Raw genomic sequence first — 16166 nt, forward strand, 5'->3', positions numbered from 1 at the left:
AAAACAGCAGAGGTCTCGCCAGGCTGTGCTTTGGCGAGACCTCCAGCTTTTCACCTGGCGTTCAGTTTCAGTCGGATTCCCGCCAGCGGGTTACGGCCCGCTGGCACAAGGCGAATGCGAAGGACCCGAAATCGTCCCCGAGCCTCTCCATGCTTTGACGGTCCGCAACTCCTGGGTTCCAAACAAGGACGGGATACTCGCCTTCCTGATCCACGCGCGAGGAATCTAGGACTACCAGACCGCCCATTCCGTCGAACATCACAGCGATGAGGTCAGATGGCATTCCGTATCGTCTGCGGGCATCCAGGGTTTCTGCTACGGAGCCCAAGAGTTTCGACCCCATTGCGGACGTCTGGTATACGCCGAGGAACTCTTCGCCGGCGATGTCCCAAGTCCCGAACTCTTTAATCAGGAGTCGGTACGATGTAGGGAAAGCCATACCCAGCTCATTTTCGGCGGCGGCCACCGTTTCTGCGTCGCAGCCGGCGGCGTGGTTTGCAATGTCGTCGTTCCTGCGAACCAGCTCGATCAGCCGCTCACTCGCCTCGACACCTCGCGTCATCCGCCAAATCCTTTCGCTCGGTTCTTCCAGTACTGGGATTTCCAGGCGTTGAATGCATCTCGGTCGATTCCGCTGGGGATCTTTGTGCCTGACTTCCAGTGCAACTGATTGTAGTTGCCGAAGTGCATAGAGTTCGTCACTTCGGCAATCGGCCCATCTTGGGTCTGGAGCATGTGGTGAAGGTTCATCGGTTTGTCGTCCGGACCCATCGGGGCCAGCCCCTGCTTCATTCTCTTAAGATTGCTCCGACCGTACTTGTCTGCAGGAGAAACATAGCCCGGATCCACCAGGTCGTCACGTTGGTAGATGCGCTGGCCGCCGTATTCGGTCCGCGTCCAGAACTTGGGGCAGTTCGAATTGTGAACCAGGATGGGAGTCGCACCAGCCAACACATAGTACGTGTGCAGGCCATCGACCGTGAGATTGTAAGTGCGGGCCGTCTTCGAGAAGGAGTGATTGCCGGCGACGGTGACCGTAGTGCCGTTGTCGGTGCGCAGAGTCATCCCTGCCTGCAGGGTCCCTGCCTCGACCCAGCGATGCTCGGAAACAACCCAGAACGGGTGCTCGTGCGTAGCCGTGAGCTTTTCGCGGCCGTGCGGCGTAAGGATTGTCAGCTCGTTGAACTTCTTGTCGTCCTCCGTGACGATGAGCTGAGTTACCGTGCGTCCCTCGGTCTTTCCGGTGTAGGGATCGGTGGCGAGCACCTGATCGCCGACCTTGATTTTCTCGATGTCCTTGGTCGATCCGTCGGCCATCTTGACGTCGGTGCCGGCCAGGAAGCACTGGGTGCAGCCTCTCGACTGCCCTCGCACCCCCTCGCCTCCGGGAGCCCGCGGTGCACCCTCGTACGCTCCGTATTCTTCAGTGATTACAACGAGGTCGCGGTACTGTGAAATATCCCAGAACAAATCGACCAAAGCTGGAGGGCATTCCGCAGCGTTGGGCCCGATACAGGAGGCTGCGGCAGCCGCCATCAGTTCCTGTGCAGTCGCGGATTCTCCAGGCCAAGTGTTTATGTATTTCCGGTAGACCTGCCGCCATTTCGCATAGCCGTCACCGGTGCCAAGGTGCTTCTTGGCCGCTTCGGTGATGAAGCGCTCGGTTTCGTTTGCAGGATCTGTGACAGCTGCGACGGTAGTCTCGTTCAGTTCGCCGGTTTCTCGCTGCCACCACTGCTTCCCGTCTCCCTGACCCGCCTTCCCGTCCGTGCGCTCCGTGTGCCCGGTGCCGTCGTCGAGACCGAGACCCGTCGGGTCGGAGAAGCAGACGGGGTTGTTGGCGGCGTAGCTGTAGCCGGACAGGGTCTGCAGCTTGTCGAGTTCCAGGAGGGGGTCGACGCTGATGAAGCGGCCCGTGATCGGGTCGTATTCGCGGGCGCCGATATGGGTCAGGTTCGTGTCGGCGTCGTTGGTGCCGCCGACGAAGCTCTTGTCGCCGAGCCAGTCAGTGGGCTGGTTGCCGCGGGGAGCCCCGAAGATGTTGGTCTTGCGGCGCGTGACGGTCTGCGGGGCGTCGTGAGTAACCTGGGTCGTGGTCGTGCCGTGGTGGTCTGTCAGGAGGAAGGTGAGCTTGCCGCCCTTCAGCATGGCGTAGCTGCCGTAGTAGCGAGTGCCCGTGACCTTGTTGTCCTTGTCCCGGTGCAGCTCGTTGCCGCCGGGGAGGTAGAGCGTCGTTCCCGTCGAGTCCCGGCGCACCAGGCGCGCACCAGTTGTGTCGTAGAGGTAGCTGGTGGTGTCGGTGACCTTGGTGGTGGACTTGAGGTGGCCCTCGTCGTCCCAGGCGAAGCTCTCCAGATCCGCGGTGCCGATCTTCCGGGTCTGGGTGTTGCCGGCCTTGTCGTACGTGTACGTGTCCGTACGCTCATCCGAACCCGTCTGCGTCACCGAAGGCAGGTTGTGTTTACCGGTGTCCGGTGCCGCGTACGTGCGGGCGACGTCGGCCGTCGGGCCCGTCGTGGTCTTGTGCTGGACCTCCGTCTTGCGGTTGCCGACAGCGTCGTAGGTGTAGCTGGTCCAGTAAGCCTCCGGACCGCCGACCACGCTCTCCGACGGAGTCGCGGCACATTCGGTACCGGTGTTGGTCCATGCCTCGGTTATCCGGCGCAGGGCGTCGGTCTGGAAGCACTGGGTGTCGGTCGTGCGGGCTGCGTCCTGGCCGTAGGCCGTCGCGATCCGCGTGATGTTGCCCGCCGGGTCGTAGGTGTACGCGGTGTCCTCGATACGCTGAGGGGCCGTGTCCCGGTCGGTGTAGGAGTGGGTCAGGTTACCCGTGTGTTCGTCGTACTCGGAGGTCGTCACCAGGTGACGACCGAACTCGCTGTACTCGACACGCGTCGGACGGCCGTAGTGGTCGTACCTGGTCTGCGAGATCAGCGTGTGGTCGTCCGTGGTGACGCTGTCGGGGAGACCGGTGACGGCGGTGTAACCGTTGCTGACCATCTCGTAGGGAAGGTCCGCCATCGCCGGCTGCTCGACGTCGGCGATCTGGCCCGTGTTCGGGTTGTACGTGGTGTACCACTCGTATGTCCCCGCGAGCCCCGTCTCCGAGGCCGGCACCGTCACCTTCGTCACGGTCGGGAGATCGAGACCGTCGTAATGACTGGCCTCGGTGACCCAGGCATTGCCCTTCTCGTCGTACCGCGTCGATTTCGCCGGCAGTCCCTTGGCATTCAGGGCGTCGTACGTCCAGTCGGCGAGAAGAGTCGTCCCCTTCTTGCGAGCTGTGGGCCTGCCGAGCTTGTCGTAGTCGGTGTGGAGCTTGATCTGACGTGCATCGGTCACATCGATGGCACGGTCGCCCTTGTCGAAGTCCGTGTGCGTAGAGCCCTTGTCAGGGTCCGTCACATCTGTCTGGCGGCCACGGATGTCGTACCCGTAGGTCCACGCGGCGCCGGAGGCATCGGTGATCTTCTGGATGCGGCCGTGCTTGTCATAGGCGTAGGTCAGCGACTGCGACGTGCTGCGAGCTGTGTCTGTGTACTCCTTGACCTCGACCGTGCGACCCAGGGCGTCTACGACCGTAGTGGTCGCGGTCCCACCGGCCGGGGGAACGACCGTGGTCGTGTCGCCGGTGTACGTGGTGGTGGTGCGCTTGGTCTCGGTCGTGTACTTCTTCGCGATCACCGCGGTGGCCCGGCCGGCGCCGTCGTAGAGGGTCTCCGTCGACGACGGGTACATGGTCTGCTGGCCGGTGACGGCGACCTGCTCAGGGGGGCCTGCGGCGAAGTACGTGCCGGAGTCGCGGACGGTCTCGCCGCGCGAGTTGTAGAAGAACTCGGTGACGAGTCGGCCGGCGCGGTCCGGGGATTCCCGCTGGGTCTGCAGGGTACGGAGAAGGCCGTCTTGGAAGGTGTAGCTCGTCTGGTACCTGTTGTCGTGGCTGAGCGTCTTGGTGGTGGTAATGATCGGTCCGTTGTTGCGGACGAGGTAGTCGAACTGGAAATTCGGCGAGGTCGGGTTCGTAGCCTGCGGGCGTGACGGCAACCAGGCCTTGGTGAGACGACCGAGCGGGTCGTAGACCATGGTCTTCACCTTGCCGTTGGCATCAGTGATCTTGGTCGGCTGGCCGCGCCGCGGTTCAAGAACAGTCGTGACCTTGTGGAGGAGTGGGTTGGTGACAGTCATGCCGGTCGGCACCTCACCCGCCGTGCCGGTGAAGGCGGTGCGGGTCACCTCGCCATACGCGTCGGCCGTGGCCAGCTGGCGGCCGTAGTCGTCGTAGCAGAGCTGCTTGCCGTCCGCTCCGCAGTCGCTGGGCGTGGAGGATGTGTCCTCGTAGTCGTTGCCTGCGCCGTTGATGCGGTCGGTCTTGGTCACCAGGCCCTTAGTCGGTGCCTCACCGAGCGGCTTGCCGTCGTAGTACGTGCGGACGTCGTCGACGATGTCACCGGGCCTGGACACCGCGGCCCCACAGGCGACCGCGACGGTCTCGGCACGCGCGACCTTGTCCAGGATCATCGCGGTGCCGGTGCGGGCGTAGGTGAGGGTGGTGCATTTCTCGTCGCCGGTCTTGGCGGTGTCGCCGAGGTCGGAGACGGTCTTGGCCAGCCCGTACTCGTCGAAGGTGCGGATGCTCTTGGTGGACCGTTTGCCGCCGGTGACCGCCGTGCGGGTCTCCTCGGCCTCTGTGCCGGTCATGAAGGCATTGAGGTCGGGAAGGCCTGATCGACTGCGAGTTGCGGTGGCAGCCGAGGACCATGGGGTGAACGAGGTAGAGCTGACGAACGCTCCGCCGTCGCCGTTGTACGTGACCTGCTCGCGGGGCGTGCCGGAGAACTGCTTGCGGTCTGTTACGGAGACGTCGGCGGTGTTCTTCACCTGGGCGCCGTCCATGCCGCGGAAGTAGCGCGTCTCGGTCAGGGTGCGCGGGTCCATGCCGGCGCCCTTCCGGGTTTGGACAAGGTAGTAGCCGCGTGGCTCGGAGTACTGGCGGTACTCGGCCTTGGTGAACTCGTCCTCGCTCTTGGCCCACTCTGCGTCGCCGACATAGCTGTACTCGGTCACAACGTCTGGAGTGTCTACGAGGTTGTCACCCTCGACCACCTTGCTGACGGGATAGGTGTTGAACCAGTCCTGTGTGGGACTGGTTCCCTCGGCCTCCCACTTGACGGGGTAACAGCGGGTCCCGTTGTTGGCGTCCAGCGGGGGCAGGGTCGACGCTGTGCAGTCAGGGTCGTGATAGAAGACACCGATGGTGCCGCCGGTCTCGGTGGTGATCTGCGACATGCGCAGCCGGATGAACGGCGCCAGGCCGTCAGTGAGGTTGTCGACGCGGTTGGCCTTCTGCTGGCCGGAGAAAGTGACGGTGGGGACGTCGACGGTGGTGGTGCCGTCTGTGGCCTTGCGCCCGATTCCGGACAGCCACATGGGCCGGGAGATGCCGTCTCCGGACGGCGGGTACGACTGAGTCAGTTCCCAACTGTCGACGTCCGCGTAGGTGCCGCCGGTGAGGACCTGCGTCTTGATGTTCTGCAGTCGCACCTTGGACCAGAAACTGGGTGAAGTCTGGTCCTTGCAGGCTGTTGCGCTGTCCGCGCAGTACAGGTCGAACGGGGTGTCAGGCCACTTCGGTGCGTTCGTTGCGTCGAAGGAGCAGGTGTTTCCTGCATCGCATCGGTCGACGGAAGTGAACAGCACTCTTGCCATGGCTTTCGCCCCGTACGGAGCAGGGTCGCGCAGGCCGTGCTCGATGCGCTCGAGGTAGCCTCCGCGGTCATAGGGTGTCTTGGTGGACGCTCCCGTGGTCGCGTTGACGTTGCGGCCGTAGTTGTTCTTCTCCTTCTTCCAGAAGTAGGCCATGGCGTTGCCGCGTGGGTCGACGACGTAGTCGAGGTTCCAGCGCCACGCCTGCTGGCACCAGGCGGCAGCGAAGGAGGCGTTGTAACAAGGCTCGCCGGAGTGGTTTCCGAAAACCGGTGCTGCCAAAGTGGAGTTGGTCTCCGGGTTGCCGCTGGTCCAGCCGGGCAGTCGATTGCGCCCGAAGTAGTACTGGGTGCCGTCGAGCGTGGTGATCTTCCAGTACTCGCCGGTGGCGCCCTCGCCCTTGGCGCCCGCGGTGCCGAGGTCGCCGTTGGTTGCGCCGGTCAGCTTCTCAATCTTCTCGCCGCCGTCGGAGACGGGGTGCCAGCCCTTGGCGGAGTCGTAGACAAGTTCGGTCGTCTTACCGCCGAGAGACAGCGTGGCGTTGTCTGTGTACCAGCACTGGTCGCCGACCTGCGTGGTGTTGGTGCCACCAGTCTTGTCGTCTTCACAGGACTTGTAGCGACGCTCGATGTAGCCCGGCTCGTACGACCAGCCGTCGCCGATCCAGCCCGCCTGGTTATTGGTGGCGGCCATGCGGCCGTCGACGGACTGGGAGTTGTAGGACAGCGCGACGCTGGGGTTGAGGCCGCCCGGAACCTGAGGCGTCTTAACCGGGTAACTCCAAGTGAACGCGCCCGTGGCGCCACCGGCGTTCCAAGCGCCGGATGCCTCGAGGGACGTGGCCTTGAAGGTGCCGGTCGGGCCGCCTTCGCTCGAGGTCGCGGCGAGAACAGTCATCGCACTCGGCGCGAGCGCGCCAGAGCTGGTACCGGCGGGCACCGGAGCGACGGCTGACAGCTTCTGGCTCTTCGTGTCGTTCGTCGTCGCCAGCGTCTTCGCGACGCGGCAGGTTGCCTTGTCCGGTGTCGTCAGAGCGCAGGCTGGGAGCTGGACCAGACGCAGCCGCGCCGCCCAGTCGCCGCCGTACGCGTCCTTGAAGTTCGAGTAGTCGACGCTGACTCGGACGTGCCCCCCGGCTCTCACGCCGTCGGCTCTACCGACTGACATCAGGATGCCGTCCAAGCCGACCTTCTCGGCCGTCGCACGCGGTTCGACCGAGATCCTCGCCCGAGTCAGAGCCCGGGCCTTCGGGTCCTTCTCGGCGACCGCTGTCACGGTGACCGGCAGTCCGGCGCCGAGCGCAGCGCGGCTACGAAGCGCGGGCTGCGTGTCGGTGACCGCGACGGTCTGCGCTGCGGGAGCCGGCCACGCCGCGCGCGTCACTGCTGTGGCTGCCGCGTCGTCCGGACGGCTGCGGGTATCACCCGTACGCAGCGGCACGACTGGCACGGGCTTCGGCTGCTTCAGATTCGGCAGCGAAGTCCTCAGTGTAGAGGTCTCTGCGGCGCCGACGGCTGTGGCCGTGGGCGGCGTCAGGCCGACTGCCATTGCTGCGGCCAATGCCGCAGCCCATCCCCGTATTCGGAAGCGTCTCACGTCCCACCCCTTTGGAAGAGAAAAATCCGCGCCACAATAGCAACGGATTTCCGTGATGGTGCGGTAGTTTTCCGCCGCAGGACTGGTAGGTGACGAAGAATGCCTCAGCGGGGGGCAAGTCACCGCAGGTCGCGATGCCTTGACCTCATGACCTGCAAGGCCGCCAGGTGGTGCTCTCTCGGGGTAGAGTCGGCGGGAATTTCCCAGGACATCGATATGGGGAGGCGTAGATCGTGTCCATAAAGAAATCATTGTTTGTCAGATCGGGGTGGGGGGGCCGGCTCGTTCCAGGGCTATTGGCCGGTGTGCTGCTTGCTCCCGGCGCGACTCCCGCCGCGAGCCCGTCGCTGGCTCCGGCTGTGGCTTACGATCCGGTGGCCAGTGGAGCCGTCAGCGAAGAGGACTACGCCCTGCAGCGGGCGGCAGCAACCGGCGCTCCGTACGAGCTCGTCTCCGCGCGTACCGAGACGTCGGACACTTGGGCACAGCCCGAGGGCGGGTTCAAGGTGCACGAGTACGGGACCCCCGTGCGTTTGTGGCGTGACAGGGGATGGGTCACGGCTGACCCCACTCTGGCGTTCACCGAGGACGGTTCCGTCGCTGCCAAGGCGACGAGCGTCGCGGTGAAGTTCTCCGGTGGTGGCTCCATGCCACTGATCTCTGGTGCGATGGATGGCCGCACGCTTTCGCTGACCTGGCCGACGGCGCTGCCCAAGCCCGTCCTGGCCGGCAACATCGCGACCTATGCCGAGGTTTTGCCTGGCGTCGATCTCCAGCTCAAGGCCGAGATCGAGGGTTTCTCTCAGCTGTTCGTGGTCAAATCTGCCGAGGCCGCGAAGAACCCTGAACTGGCCAAGCTCCAGTTTGGCCTGGACACGGTGGGTCTGAGCGTCCATAAGGACGCGGAGACCGGGAGCCTCACGGCCAAGGACCCGGCCGGACAGATCGTCTTCTCCAGCGCCGCTCCGATGATGTGGGACTCGACGTCCACGTCGAGTGCGCCCTCAGGGGCGACCGCCCGGACAGCGACGGCCACGGCGACGGCGGAGAGCGCCACCGAGGCCGACGGAGGTGAGGTATTTGAGCCGGGCGTCGGGGCGAGGGACGCCCAGATGCCCACCGAACTGACCGCCGACTCTCTCACGATCACCCCGGACCAGCAGCTGCTGACCGGGGCGGAGACCACCTACCCGGTGTACATCGACCCCAGCTGGGGATATGGCGACCGGCAGAAGTGGAACTGGACCCGCGTCTACAAGAAGTTCCCGCAGAACTCCTACTGGAATGCCAAGGACGTCGTCCGAGTTGGGTACGAGAACGAGACTGATGGACTGTCGCGGTCCTTCTTCCAGGTCGACACCAGCGGCCTGATGGGGGCGCAGATTAAGTCGGCGACGTTCCGGATCAAGAACATCTGGTCGTGGTCATGCGAGCCCCGCAAGGTGCAGCTCTTTCTGAGCGGGCCCATCAACTCCAAGACAAGCTGGGTAAATCAACCCACACCCGTGCCCAACACCCCGATCAGCGAGGTCAACGCCTCCAAGGGATGGTCGTCGCAGTGCGGGGCAGGCAACCTTGAGTTCGACGCCACAAGCTGGATGCGCACCGCAGCCGCAGCCGGCAAGGAAGGCATTACGCTGGGGATGAGGGCTGCGGACGAGAGTGACACGTACGGGTGGAAGAAGTTCGACCCCAAGACCGCCGTCCTCGAGACCGTCTACAACCACCTCCCGGGACTGCCCAGCGGGCTGGGTACCAGTCCCGCTTCCCGTTGCACCAGCGGGGCGCTGATCGGCAACACGACGGTTAGCCTGTACGCCAAGGTCAGCGACAAGGACGCTGGCAATCTCACCGCCGTGTTCGAGCTTTACGAGAAGAAGGGCATTGCCAGCACCCGCGTCCTTGCGCAGAACATCCCTGCACTCAAGGACCGCTACGCGACGCTCGTCGTCCCCGCCGCCGTGACACCGGGCGGTGACGGCATCAGCTACTCATGGCGGGTCAAGGCCGTCGACGCAGATGGAGCGTCTTCCGGCTGGAAGGACGCGCCGTGCGCTTTCGCCGTCGACCGTACCCGTCCGGAAAGCGCTCCGCAGATCAAATCCCCTCGTGGCAGCGACGGAAAGCCCATTTACCCCTCGGGAGAGTCGGGGCGCCCAGCGGAGACGGGCGCGTCCCGTACAGAAGCCACATTCACGTTTGACCCCAACGGCGCGCAGGACGTCCAGAAGATCTACTGGTGGACCGACACTGACCCAGACCTCAAGGAGGCCCAGTTTGCTGGCGGTGTTCACTCAGGTCTTGTCAAGATCACCTCAGCCGGTCCGCATCTCATTTATGCCTATAGCGTCGACGGGGCCGGCAACCGCTCAGACACGGCCACCTATCTCTACTATGCGGCGACTAGCATCCTGGGAGATGAGCTCGGCGACCTGAATGGCGACGGCTACAAGGACATCTGGAGCCCCAACAGCAACGGCACGCTTCTCGCATATGCGGGGGCCGGAAATCGCCACTTCTCCACCATCAACGGCACTCTCGGAGGCGTCACCTTCCCCGAGCAGCAGATCGCCTTTTCTGGCGACTGGGGAGAGGATGGATACAACGACCTCGTGGCTCTGGTGGCGAACCCGGACAACGAAGGCAGGAAAGACCTCCGGGTTTACGCGAACACCAGTGAAGGCGTCCTCGAAGACGCAAGCCCTCTCACGCTCAGGGTGAGGTGTCCGGAGGTCGTCGAGAACACGACCTGCCATTACCCGGACGAGCCGGACTGGAAGGGGGACAACCACTGGAAGGACGCTGACCAGATCCAGACTGGGGATTACAATGCCGATGGAAAGCCGGACATCCTCGTCAAGCAGGGCCAGAGGCTGTGGTTCTACAAGGGCAACCGCTCCGTCAGACTGAACGACGCAAATGGTCGGCCTACGCTGGTGGGCGGCTTCGACTGGGACAGGTTCACCATCATCTCCAGCGGTGACATCAACGGTGACATGCTTCCCGACCTTTTGCTGCGGGAGGAAACCTCTGGGGATCTGTACCGCTCCTACGGTACAGCCGACCCCGCCAGCGTCGACGCGTCCGTCAAGACCGTCAACTTCGCGACCTGGGGCAGTGCACGAGTCAAGATCGGCACGGGCTTCAAGAAGTCCGACTACCCGCAACTGGGCACCTCCGGCGATCTCGACGGCGATGGCATCATTGACCTGTGGGCCCGTAAGGTCGACGACGGCATGGTCGGCTGGCCCGGCACCGGCACGCCAACCGCGCTCACTGGCTTCGGAACCCAGTTCGTTATCGACGGTGTGGTGGGGGGAATCCGTCTCGTCGTCGGCACCGTGCTGCAGGCTGGTCAGTCGGTCGTCTCTCAGTCGGCGAAACTAACTATGGGTGCGGATGGCAACCTGAGCATCACCTCGACCAAGAGTGGCAAGAAGCTCTGGGCAACAACAGGCGGCAGGGTCGGCACGATCGCCCGCGTGCAGGAGAACGGCAACATCGCGGGATACGCGGGCAGCGACAAGGTGTGGGACACGAATGCGTACAACCCCGCCGCTGGGTACGCCCTGTTGCAGGACTCCGGTGACTTGGTGGTGTACGACGAGAAGAACCAGTCCCTGTGGTCCAGTGGCACGGGAATCCGACACGACTACAACGCCAGCGGCCGCAGCGGCATGACGGCTTGGTATGACTATGCCGACGGCAGTGACGCGGTCCACACATTTGCGGCGAACTCGGATGGTACCTTCCAGGCACCGCGGAACGTCTGGTCAGCAGCCACAGGCAACTACTACGCCGAGAATATGAAGCGGCTGACTGGGGACTATAACGGCGACGGCCTCGGCGACGTCGCCGCCATGTACGGATACAGCGACGGCGGCGTGGCAATGATCACTTGGATCGGTAAGGGTGACGGTACGTTCGCTGCCCCGGTCAAGTCCTGGCAGGTTCCCTCCGGCCATTGGACCTTCGCCCGCATGACGCCGCACAGTGGAGACTTCAACGGCGACGGGCGCGACGACATCGCTGTCTGGTACGACTACTACGACAAGTCCGACACCATTTTCACTTTCACCAGTACCGTCCAGGGCACGTTCAACCGTCCTGTAACTTCCTGGAACCGCTTCACCGGTTGGGAAAAGGCCCGCGCCAAAACCGTGACCGGCGACTTCAATGCGGACGGCCGCGACGACATCGCCGTCATGTACGGCTACGCCGACGGCAGCGAGAAGCTGTGGACGTTCTCGTCCACCACTGCTGGCACGTTCACGGAGTCGTCGTCCTGGTCCAGCACCACCTGGGGCGACTTCAACCGCACCACCCTGCACGCCGGTGACTTCAATGGCGACGGGCGCGACGACATCGCAGCCTGGTACGACTACGCCGACGGCCACGACGCCGTGTTCGTTTGGCCCAGCGCGGAGACCGGCTCCTTCGCAACTGGCTACGAGGCCTGGACCGCCCCCGCCGGCAGCATGTGGCGCGAGAACATCAAACTCGTCACCGGCGACTACAACGGCGACGGACGCGACGACCTCGGTGCTTTGTACGGCTACAGCGACGGCAGCGTGCGCATGTTCACCTGGACCAGCAACACCAGCAACAAGTTCGACGGTCCGACCGGCAGCTGGTACGCCGCACCGAACAACTGGACGTTCAATCGGGTCACGTTCTTCGAATACCAGCTGTAACCACGTCGCATTCCCGTAACAGGTCCGCCCTTCTTCTCCGTCCGTGAGAGGAAGGGCGGGCGACGGCAGCTGCGCCCCAGAGCGCCACCGAGGCAAGGGGACGGTGACGGAGGGCCCGTCGGTCAGACGTCGAGTGCGTGGCCCGTCGTCGCGTCCACGTGGTCCGGGATCTCGTCGTGGCGGTCGCCCACCGTCGACGTGCCGGTCGGTTCGAAGAGCAGGATCGCCGCGCCCTCGGGGGCGGACGGGCGGTGTTCCGTGCCGCGGGGGACGGTGAAGACGGCGCCCTTGGGGAGGCGGACCGTGCGCTCGCCGGACGGTTCGCGCAGGGAGATGTGCAGCTCGCCGTCGAGGACGAGGAAGAACTCGTCCGTGTCGTCGTGGGCGTGCCAGAGGTGTTCGCCCGCGACCTTGGCGACGCGGACGTCGTAGTCGTTGACGCGGGTCACGATGCGGGGGCTCCACAGGGCGTCGAAGGAGGCCAGGGCGGTCGCGAGGGAGACGGGTTCGATGGGTGCGGGGCTCATGCGGCGATCCTCGCGGGTGGAGCCGCGTCCGCGTGAGTGCTAGGAATCGCACATGGCGCAAGGATCCTCGCAGAGCGGCCGCCGGCGGCGGCTCCATCGGGTCGTCGTGATCGTCGACGCCAACTCGAACCCCTTCGAGCTCGGCTGTGCCACCGAGGTCTTCGGGCTGCGGCGCCCCGAGCTCGGGCCCGGCCGCGAGCGGCTCTACGACTTCCGGCTCTGCTCGCCGGAGCCGGACACGCTCATGCGCGACGGCTTCTTCACGCTCACCGGCGTCGCCGGGCTCGCCGCGATCGAGACGGCGGACACGGTCATCGTGCCCAACCGTCCCGACGTGGAGGTGCCGCGCCGGCCGGCCGTGCTCGACGCCGTCCGGCGCGCGCACGCGCGCGGGGCGCGGCTCGTCGGCTTCTGCAGCGGGGCGTTCACGCTGGCCGAGGCCGGCGTCCTCGACGGGCGGCGGGCCACCGCGCACTGGCAGTGGGCCGACTCCTTCCGCGAGCGGTTCCCGGCGGTGCGGCTGGAGGAGGACGTGCTGTTCGTGGACGACGGCGACATCCTCACGGCGGCCGGCAGCGCGGCGGCGCTGGACCTCGGGCTGCACGTGCTGCGCCGGGACCACGGCGCGGAGATCGCCAACGCCGTCAGCAGGCGGCTGGTGTTCGCGGCCCACCGGGACGGCGGGCAGCGGCAGTTCATCGAGCGGCCGGTGCCGGAGATCCCCGACGAATCGCTCGCGCCCCTCCTCGCGTGGGCGCAGGAACGGCTCGACGAGCCGCTGGCCGTCGCGGACCTGGCGGCGCGGGCCGCCGTCAGTCCGGCGACCCTGCACCGCCGCTTCCGGGCCGAGCTCGGCACGACACCGCTCGCCTGGCTCACGGGTGAGCGGCTGACCCTCGCGCGCCGGCTGATCGAGCGCGGTGAGACGCGGCTCGACGTGGTGGCCCGGAGCAGCGGACTCGGCACGGCGGCCCACCTGCGGGCCCTGATGCGCCGCGAGACGGGCCTCACACCCTCGGAGTACCGCCGCCGCTTCGGCCCGGGCGCCGTCTGACCCACCGAGCCCGTCGTGGAACCGGGCGCCTACCCTGCGGCCATGCCGGAGATCAGATTGGGCAACGACACCGACCGGGCACTCGCGATCTGGGTCGAGCCGTGGGGCGAGGACTACTGGATGAACCCGGGGGAGAGGTTCGCCATCGCCGCCGACACCCCCGAAGGCGAGGACGACAAGCCGTTCGAGGTCGTCCTTCACGATCAGGGCGTCAGCGTGTGGGTGAGCTTCGCCTACGAGGCCACCGTGCGCGACCAGTCGGGTGCCCGCATCGAGTGCGGGCACCAGCGCCCCGCCCCCTAGTCCGGCCGGCCGGCGCTCCGGTCCGAGTTCCGATCCCATCGCTTATCTGACCTTCCGTCAGATTGAAACGTGTTCTAGTCTGCCGTGCCATGGGCATCGCCATCACGCACGAACAGCGGGAGCTCGCCCGATCCGTCCGCGGCTGGCTCACCCGCGCCGTACCGCCGGAGGAGGTCCGCAGGCACCTCGACCTCCCCGGCCTCGCCGCCCAGCGGCCCGCGTACTGGGACGGGGCCGCCGGGCAGGGGCTGCTCGGGGTGCATCTGCCCGAGGAGTGCGGGGGCGGGGGCGGCGATCTGGTCGATCTCGCCGTGGTCCTGGAGGAGGCCGGGCGGGCCGTGCTGCCCGGGCCCCATCTGCCGAGCGTCCTCGCCGCCGAGCTGCTACACCGCGCCGGGCGCAGGGAGGATGCCGCGGCCGTCGCGGGCGGCGAGCGGATCGCCGCCGTGGCGCTCGGCGCCGGCACCCTGACCGCCGCGCCCTCCCGTACCGCCGACGGGCTCGTCCTCGACGGCGTCGCCCCGCCCGTGCTCGGCGCGGCCTGCGCCGACCTGATCGTGCTGCCCGCGCGCGCCGCCCACGGGACCGTGTGGCTCGCCGTGGACGCCGACACCCTCGCCGTACGCCTCCACGCCTCCGCCGACCCCACCCGGCCGACCGCCGAGGTCCGCGCCGACGGCGTCCTCGTACCCGGCGGGCGCGTCCTCGCCCTCGACTCCGGCCTCGTCCACGACCTCGCCGCCGTCCTCCTCGCCGCCGACGCCTGCGGCACCGCCTCCCGCGCCCTCGGCACCGCCGCCGAACACGCCCGTACCCGGATCCAGTTCGGCCGGCCCATCGGACAGTTCCAGGGCGTCAAGCACCTCTGCGCCGACATGCTCGTCCGGCTCGAACAGGCCCGCGCCCTGACCTGGGACGCCGCCCGCGCCGCCCGCGAGACCCGCGAGGACGCGCGGTCCCTGACCGCGTCCCTCGCCGCCGCCACCGCGCTCGACGCCGCCTACGGCACCGCCAAGGACGCCCTCCAGATCCTCGGCGGCATCGGCTTCACCTGGGAACACGACGCCCACCTCCTCCTGCGCCGCGCCCTCGTCGCCCGCCAGCTCCTCGGCACCGGCGACGGCCACCGCCTCTCCGCCGTCCGCCTCGCCGCCGCCGGGACCCGGCGCGAGCTCCGCCTCGAACTCCCCGAGGAGGCCACGGAGTTCCGGGCCGCGACCCGCGAAGCCCTCGCGCCCGCCGTCGGGCTCGATCCGCACGCCGCGCGCAAGGCCCTCGCCGGCAGCGGCTACGCCGCGCCGCACCTGCCGGAGCCGTACGGACTCGGTGCCGGGCCGCTCCAGCAGCTCGCCGTCCAGCGCGAGGCGGACGCCCTCGGCATCCGGCTCAGCCCGCTGTCCATCGCCACCTGGGTCGTGCCGTCCCTCATCGCGTACGGCACACCCGCCCAGCGCGACCGCCACCTCGGGCCCACCCTGCGCGGCGAACAGCAGTGGTGCCAGCTCTTCTCCGAGCCCGAGGCCGGCTCCGACCTCGCCTCCCTCCGCACCCGCGCCGAACCCGTCGAGGGCGGCGGCTGGCGCGTCAACGGACAGAAGGTCTGGACGAGTTCGGCCCGGACGGCCGACTACGGCATCCTCCTCGCCCGCACCGATCCCGACGCGCCCAGGCACCGCGGCCTCACCTACTTCCTCGTCGACATGAAGAACACGCCCGGCATCGACGTCCGGCCGCTGAAGGAGATCACCGGCGAGTCCCTGTTCAACGAGGTCTGGTTCGACGACGCCGTGCTGCCCGCCGACGCGGTCGTGGGCGAGGTGAACGACGGCTGGCGGGTGGCCCGCAACACCCTCGGCAACGAGCGCGTCCACATGGCCGACCAGGTCGCCTTCGACACCGGCCTGGAAGCGCTCGTCGCCGCCTCCGCGCGCGACACCGCCGACCACGCCCTACGGGCCAGGATCGGCGGCCTCGTCGCCGAGGCCCACGCCCTCGCCTGCATCGGCCTGCGCACCACGCTCCTCCAGGTGTCCGGCCTCGAACCGGGCCCCGGCGCCAGCGTCCGCAAGCTCGTCCAGACCCTCCACCAGCAGAAGGTCGCCGAGCTCGGCCTCGAACTCCTTGGCCCGGCGGGCGCGGTGGCCGAAGGGCCGGGGGAGCGGGCCGTGCACGGGCTGCTGATGTCCCGCTGCCTGACCATCGCGGGCGGCACCACGCAGGTGCAGCTCAACGTCGTCGCCGAGCGGCTGCTCGGCCTGCCCAGAGACTGACCCGAGAGACCGAGGGGGC

Annotated in this window: 7 protein-coding genes; 4 read left to right on the forward strand and 3 right to left on the reverse strand. The window is 66.8% G+C overall.

Going from position 1 to position 16166, the window contains the following annotated elements; all coding sequences use genetic code 11:
• Positions 1-67: 67 nt before the first annotated feature.
• On the reverse strand, positions 68-562 hold the full coding sequence (locus ACFWJO_RS16135) for an SMI1/KNR4 family protein (protein ID WP_386865484.1): 495 nt from the start codon (positions 560-562) through the stop codon (positions 68-70).
• Positions 559-7263 carry an HNH/ENDO VII family nuclease gene (locus ACFWJO_RS16140; RefSeq protein WP_386865485.1) on the reverse strand — a complete coding sequence of 2235 codons (6705 nt, stop codon included), beginning with the start codon at positions 7261-7263 and terminating at the stop codon, positions 559-561. Before ACFWJO_RS16140 ends, ACFWJO_RS16135 begins: the two co-directional genes overlap by 4 nt.
• A 341-nt stretch (positions 7264-7604) precedes the next feature.
• On the opposite strand from ACFWJO_RS16140, the gene ACFWJO_RS16145 reads away from it, so the two are divergent.
• Complete coding sequence (locus ACFWJO_RS16145) at positions 7605-11993, forward strand: FG-GAP-like repeat-containing protein (RefSeq protein WP_386865487.1); 4389 nt, start codon at positions 7605-7607, stop codon at positions 11991-11993.
• 122 nt (positions 11994-12115) lie between these two features.
• Here ACFWJO_RS16145 and ACFWJO_RS16150 read toward each other — a convergent pair whose 3' ends face one another.
• Positions 12116-12520 (reverse strand): cupin domain-containing protein, encoded by a 405-nt coding sequence (locus ACFWJO_RS16150; RefSeq protein WP_386865489.1) that lies wholly within the window; start codon positions 12518-12520, stop codon positions 12116-12118.
• 52 nt (positions 12521-12572) lie between these two features.
• Between ACFWJO_RS16150 and ACFWJO_RS16155 the strand changes: the two genes are divergently transcribed.
• From ACFWJO_RS16155 to ACFWJO_RS16165, 3 genes are all read left to right on the forward strand, one after another.
• A complete protein-coding gene (locus tag ACFWJO_RS16155) occupies positions 12573-13574 on the forward strand; it encodes a helix-turn-helix domain-containing protein (protein WP_386865491.1) in 1002 nt (333 codons plus the stop codon).
• A gap of 42 nt (positions 13575-13616) precedes the next feature.
• Entirely contained in the window at positions 13617-13877 is a 261-nt protein-coding gene (locus tag ACFWJO_RS16160) for a hypothetical protein (RefSeq protein WP_386865493.1), read from the forward strand.
• An 89-nt stretch (positions 13878-13966) separates the two neighbouring features.
• Positions 13967-16147, forward strand: coding sequence for an acyl-CoA dehydrogenase (locus tag ACFWJO_RS16165; protein WP_386865495.1), 2181 nt, complete (start codon positions 13967-13969; stop codon positions 16145-16147).
• Positions 16148-16166 lie beyond the last annotated feature (19 nt).

The organism is Streptomyces sp. NPDC127092, assembly GCF_042722475.1.
In the GTDB taxonomy this organism is placed as follows: domain Bacteria; phylum Actinomycetota; class Actinomycetes; order Streptomycetales; family Streptomycetaceae; genus Streptomyces.

What these genes read in the sequence shown, in the direction of transcription:
- ACFWJO_RS16135 (WP_386865484.1), bottom strand. Translation starts at nt 562, where the DNA reads ATGACGCGAGGTGTCGAGGCGAGTGAGCGGCTGATCGAGCTGGTTCGC.
- ACFWJO_RS16150 (WP_386865489.1), bottom strand. Translation starts at nt 12,520, where the DNA reads ATGAGCCCCGCACCCATCGAACCCGTCTCCCTCGCGACCGCCCTGGCC.
- ACFWJO_RS16155 (WP_386865491.1), top strand. Translation starts at nt 12,573, where the DNA reads ATGGCGCAAGGATCCTCGCAGAGCGGCCGCCGGCGGCGGCTCCATCGG.
- ACFWJO_RS16160 (WP_386865493.1), top strand. Translation starts at nt 13,617, where the DNA reads ATGCCGGAGATCAGATTGGGCAACGACACCGACCGGGCACTCGCGATC.
- ACFWJO_RS16165 (WP_386865495.1), top strand. Translation starts at nt 13,967, where the DNA reads ATGGGCATCGCCATCACGCACGAACAGCGGGAGCTCGCCCGATCCGTC.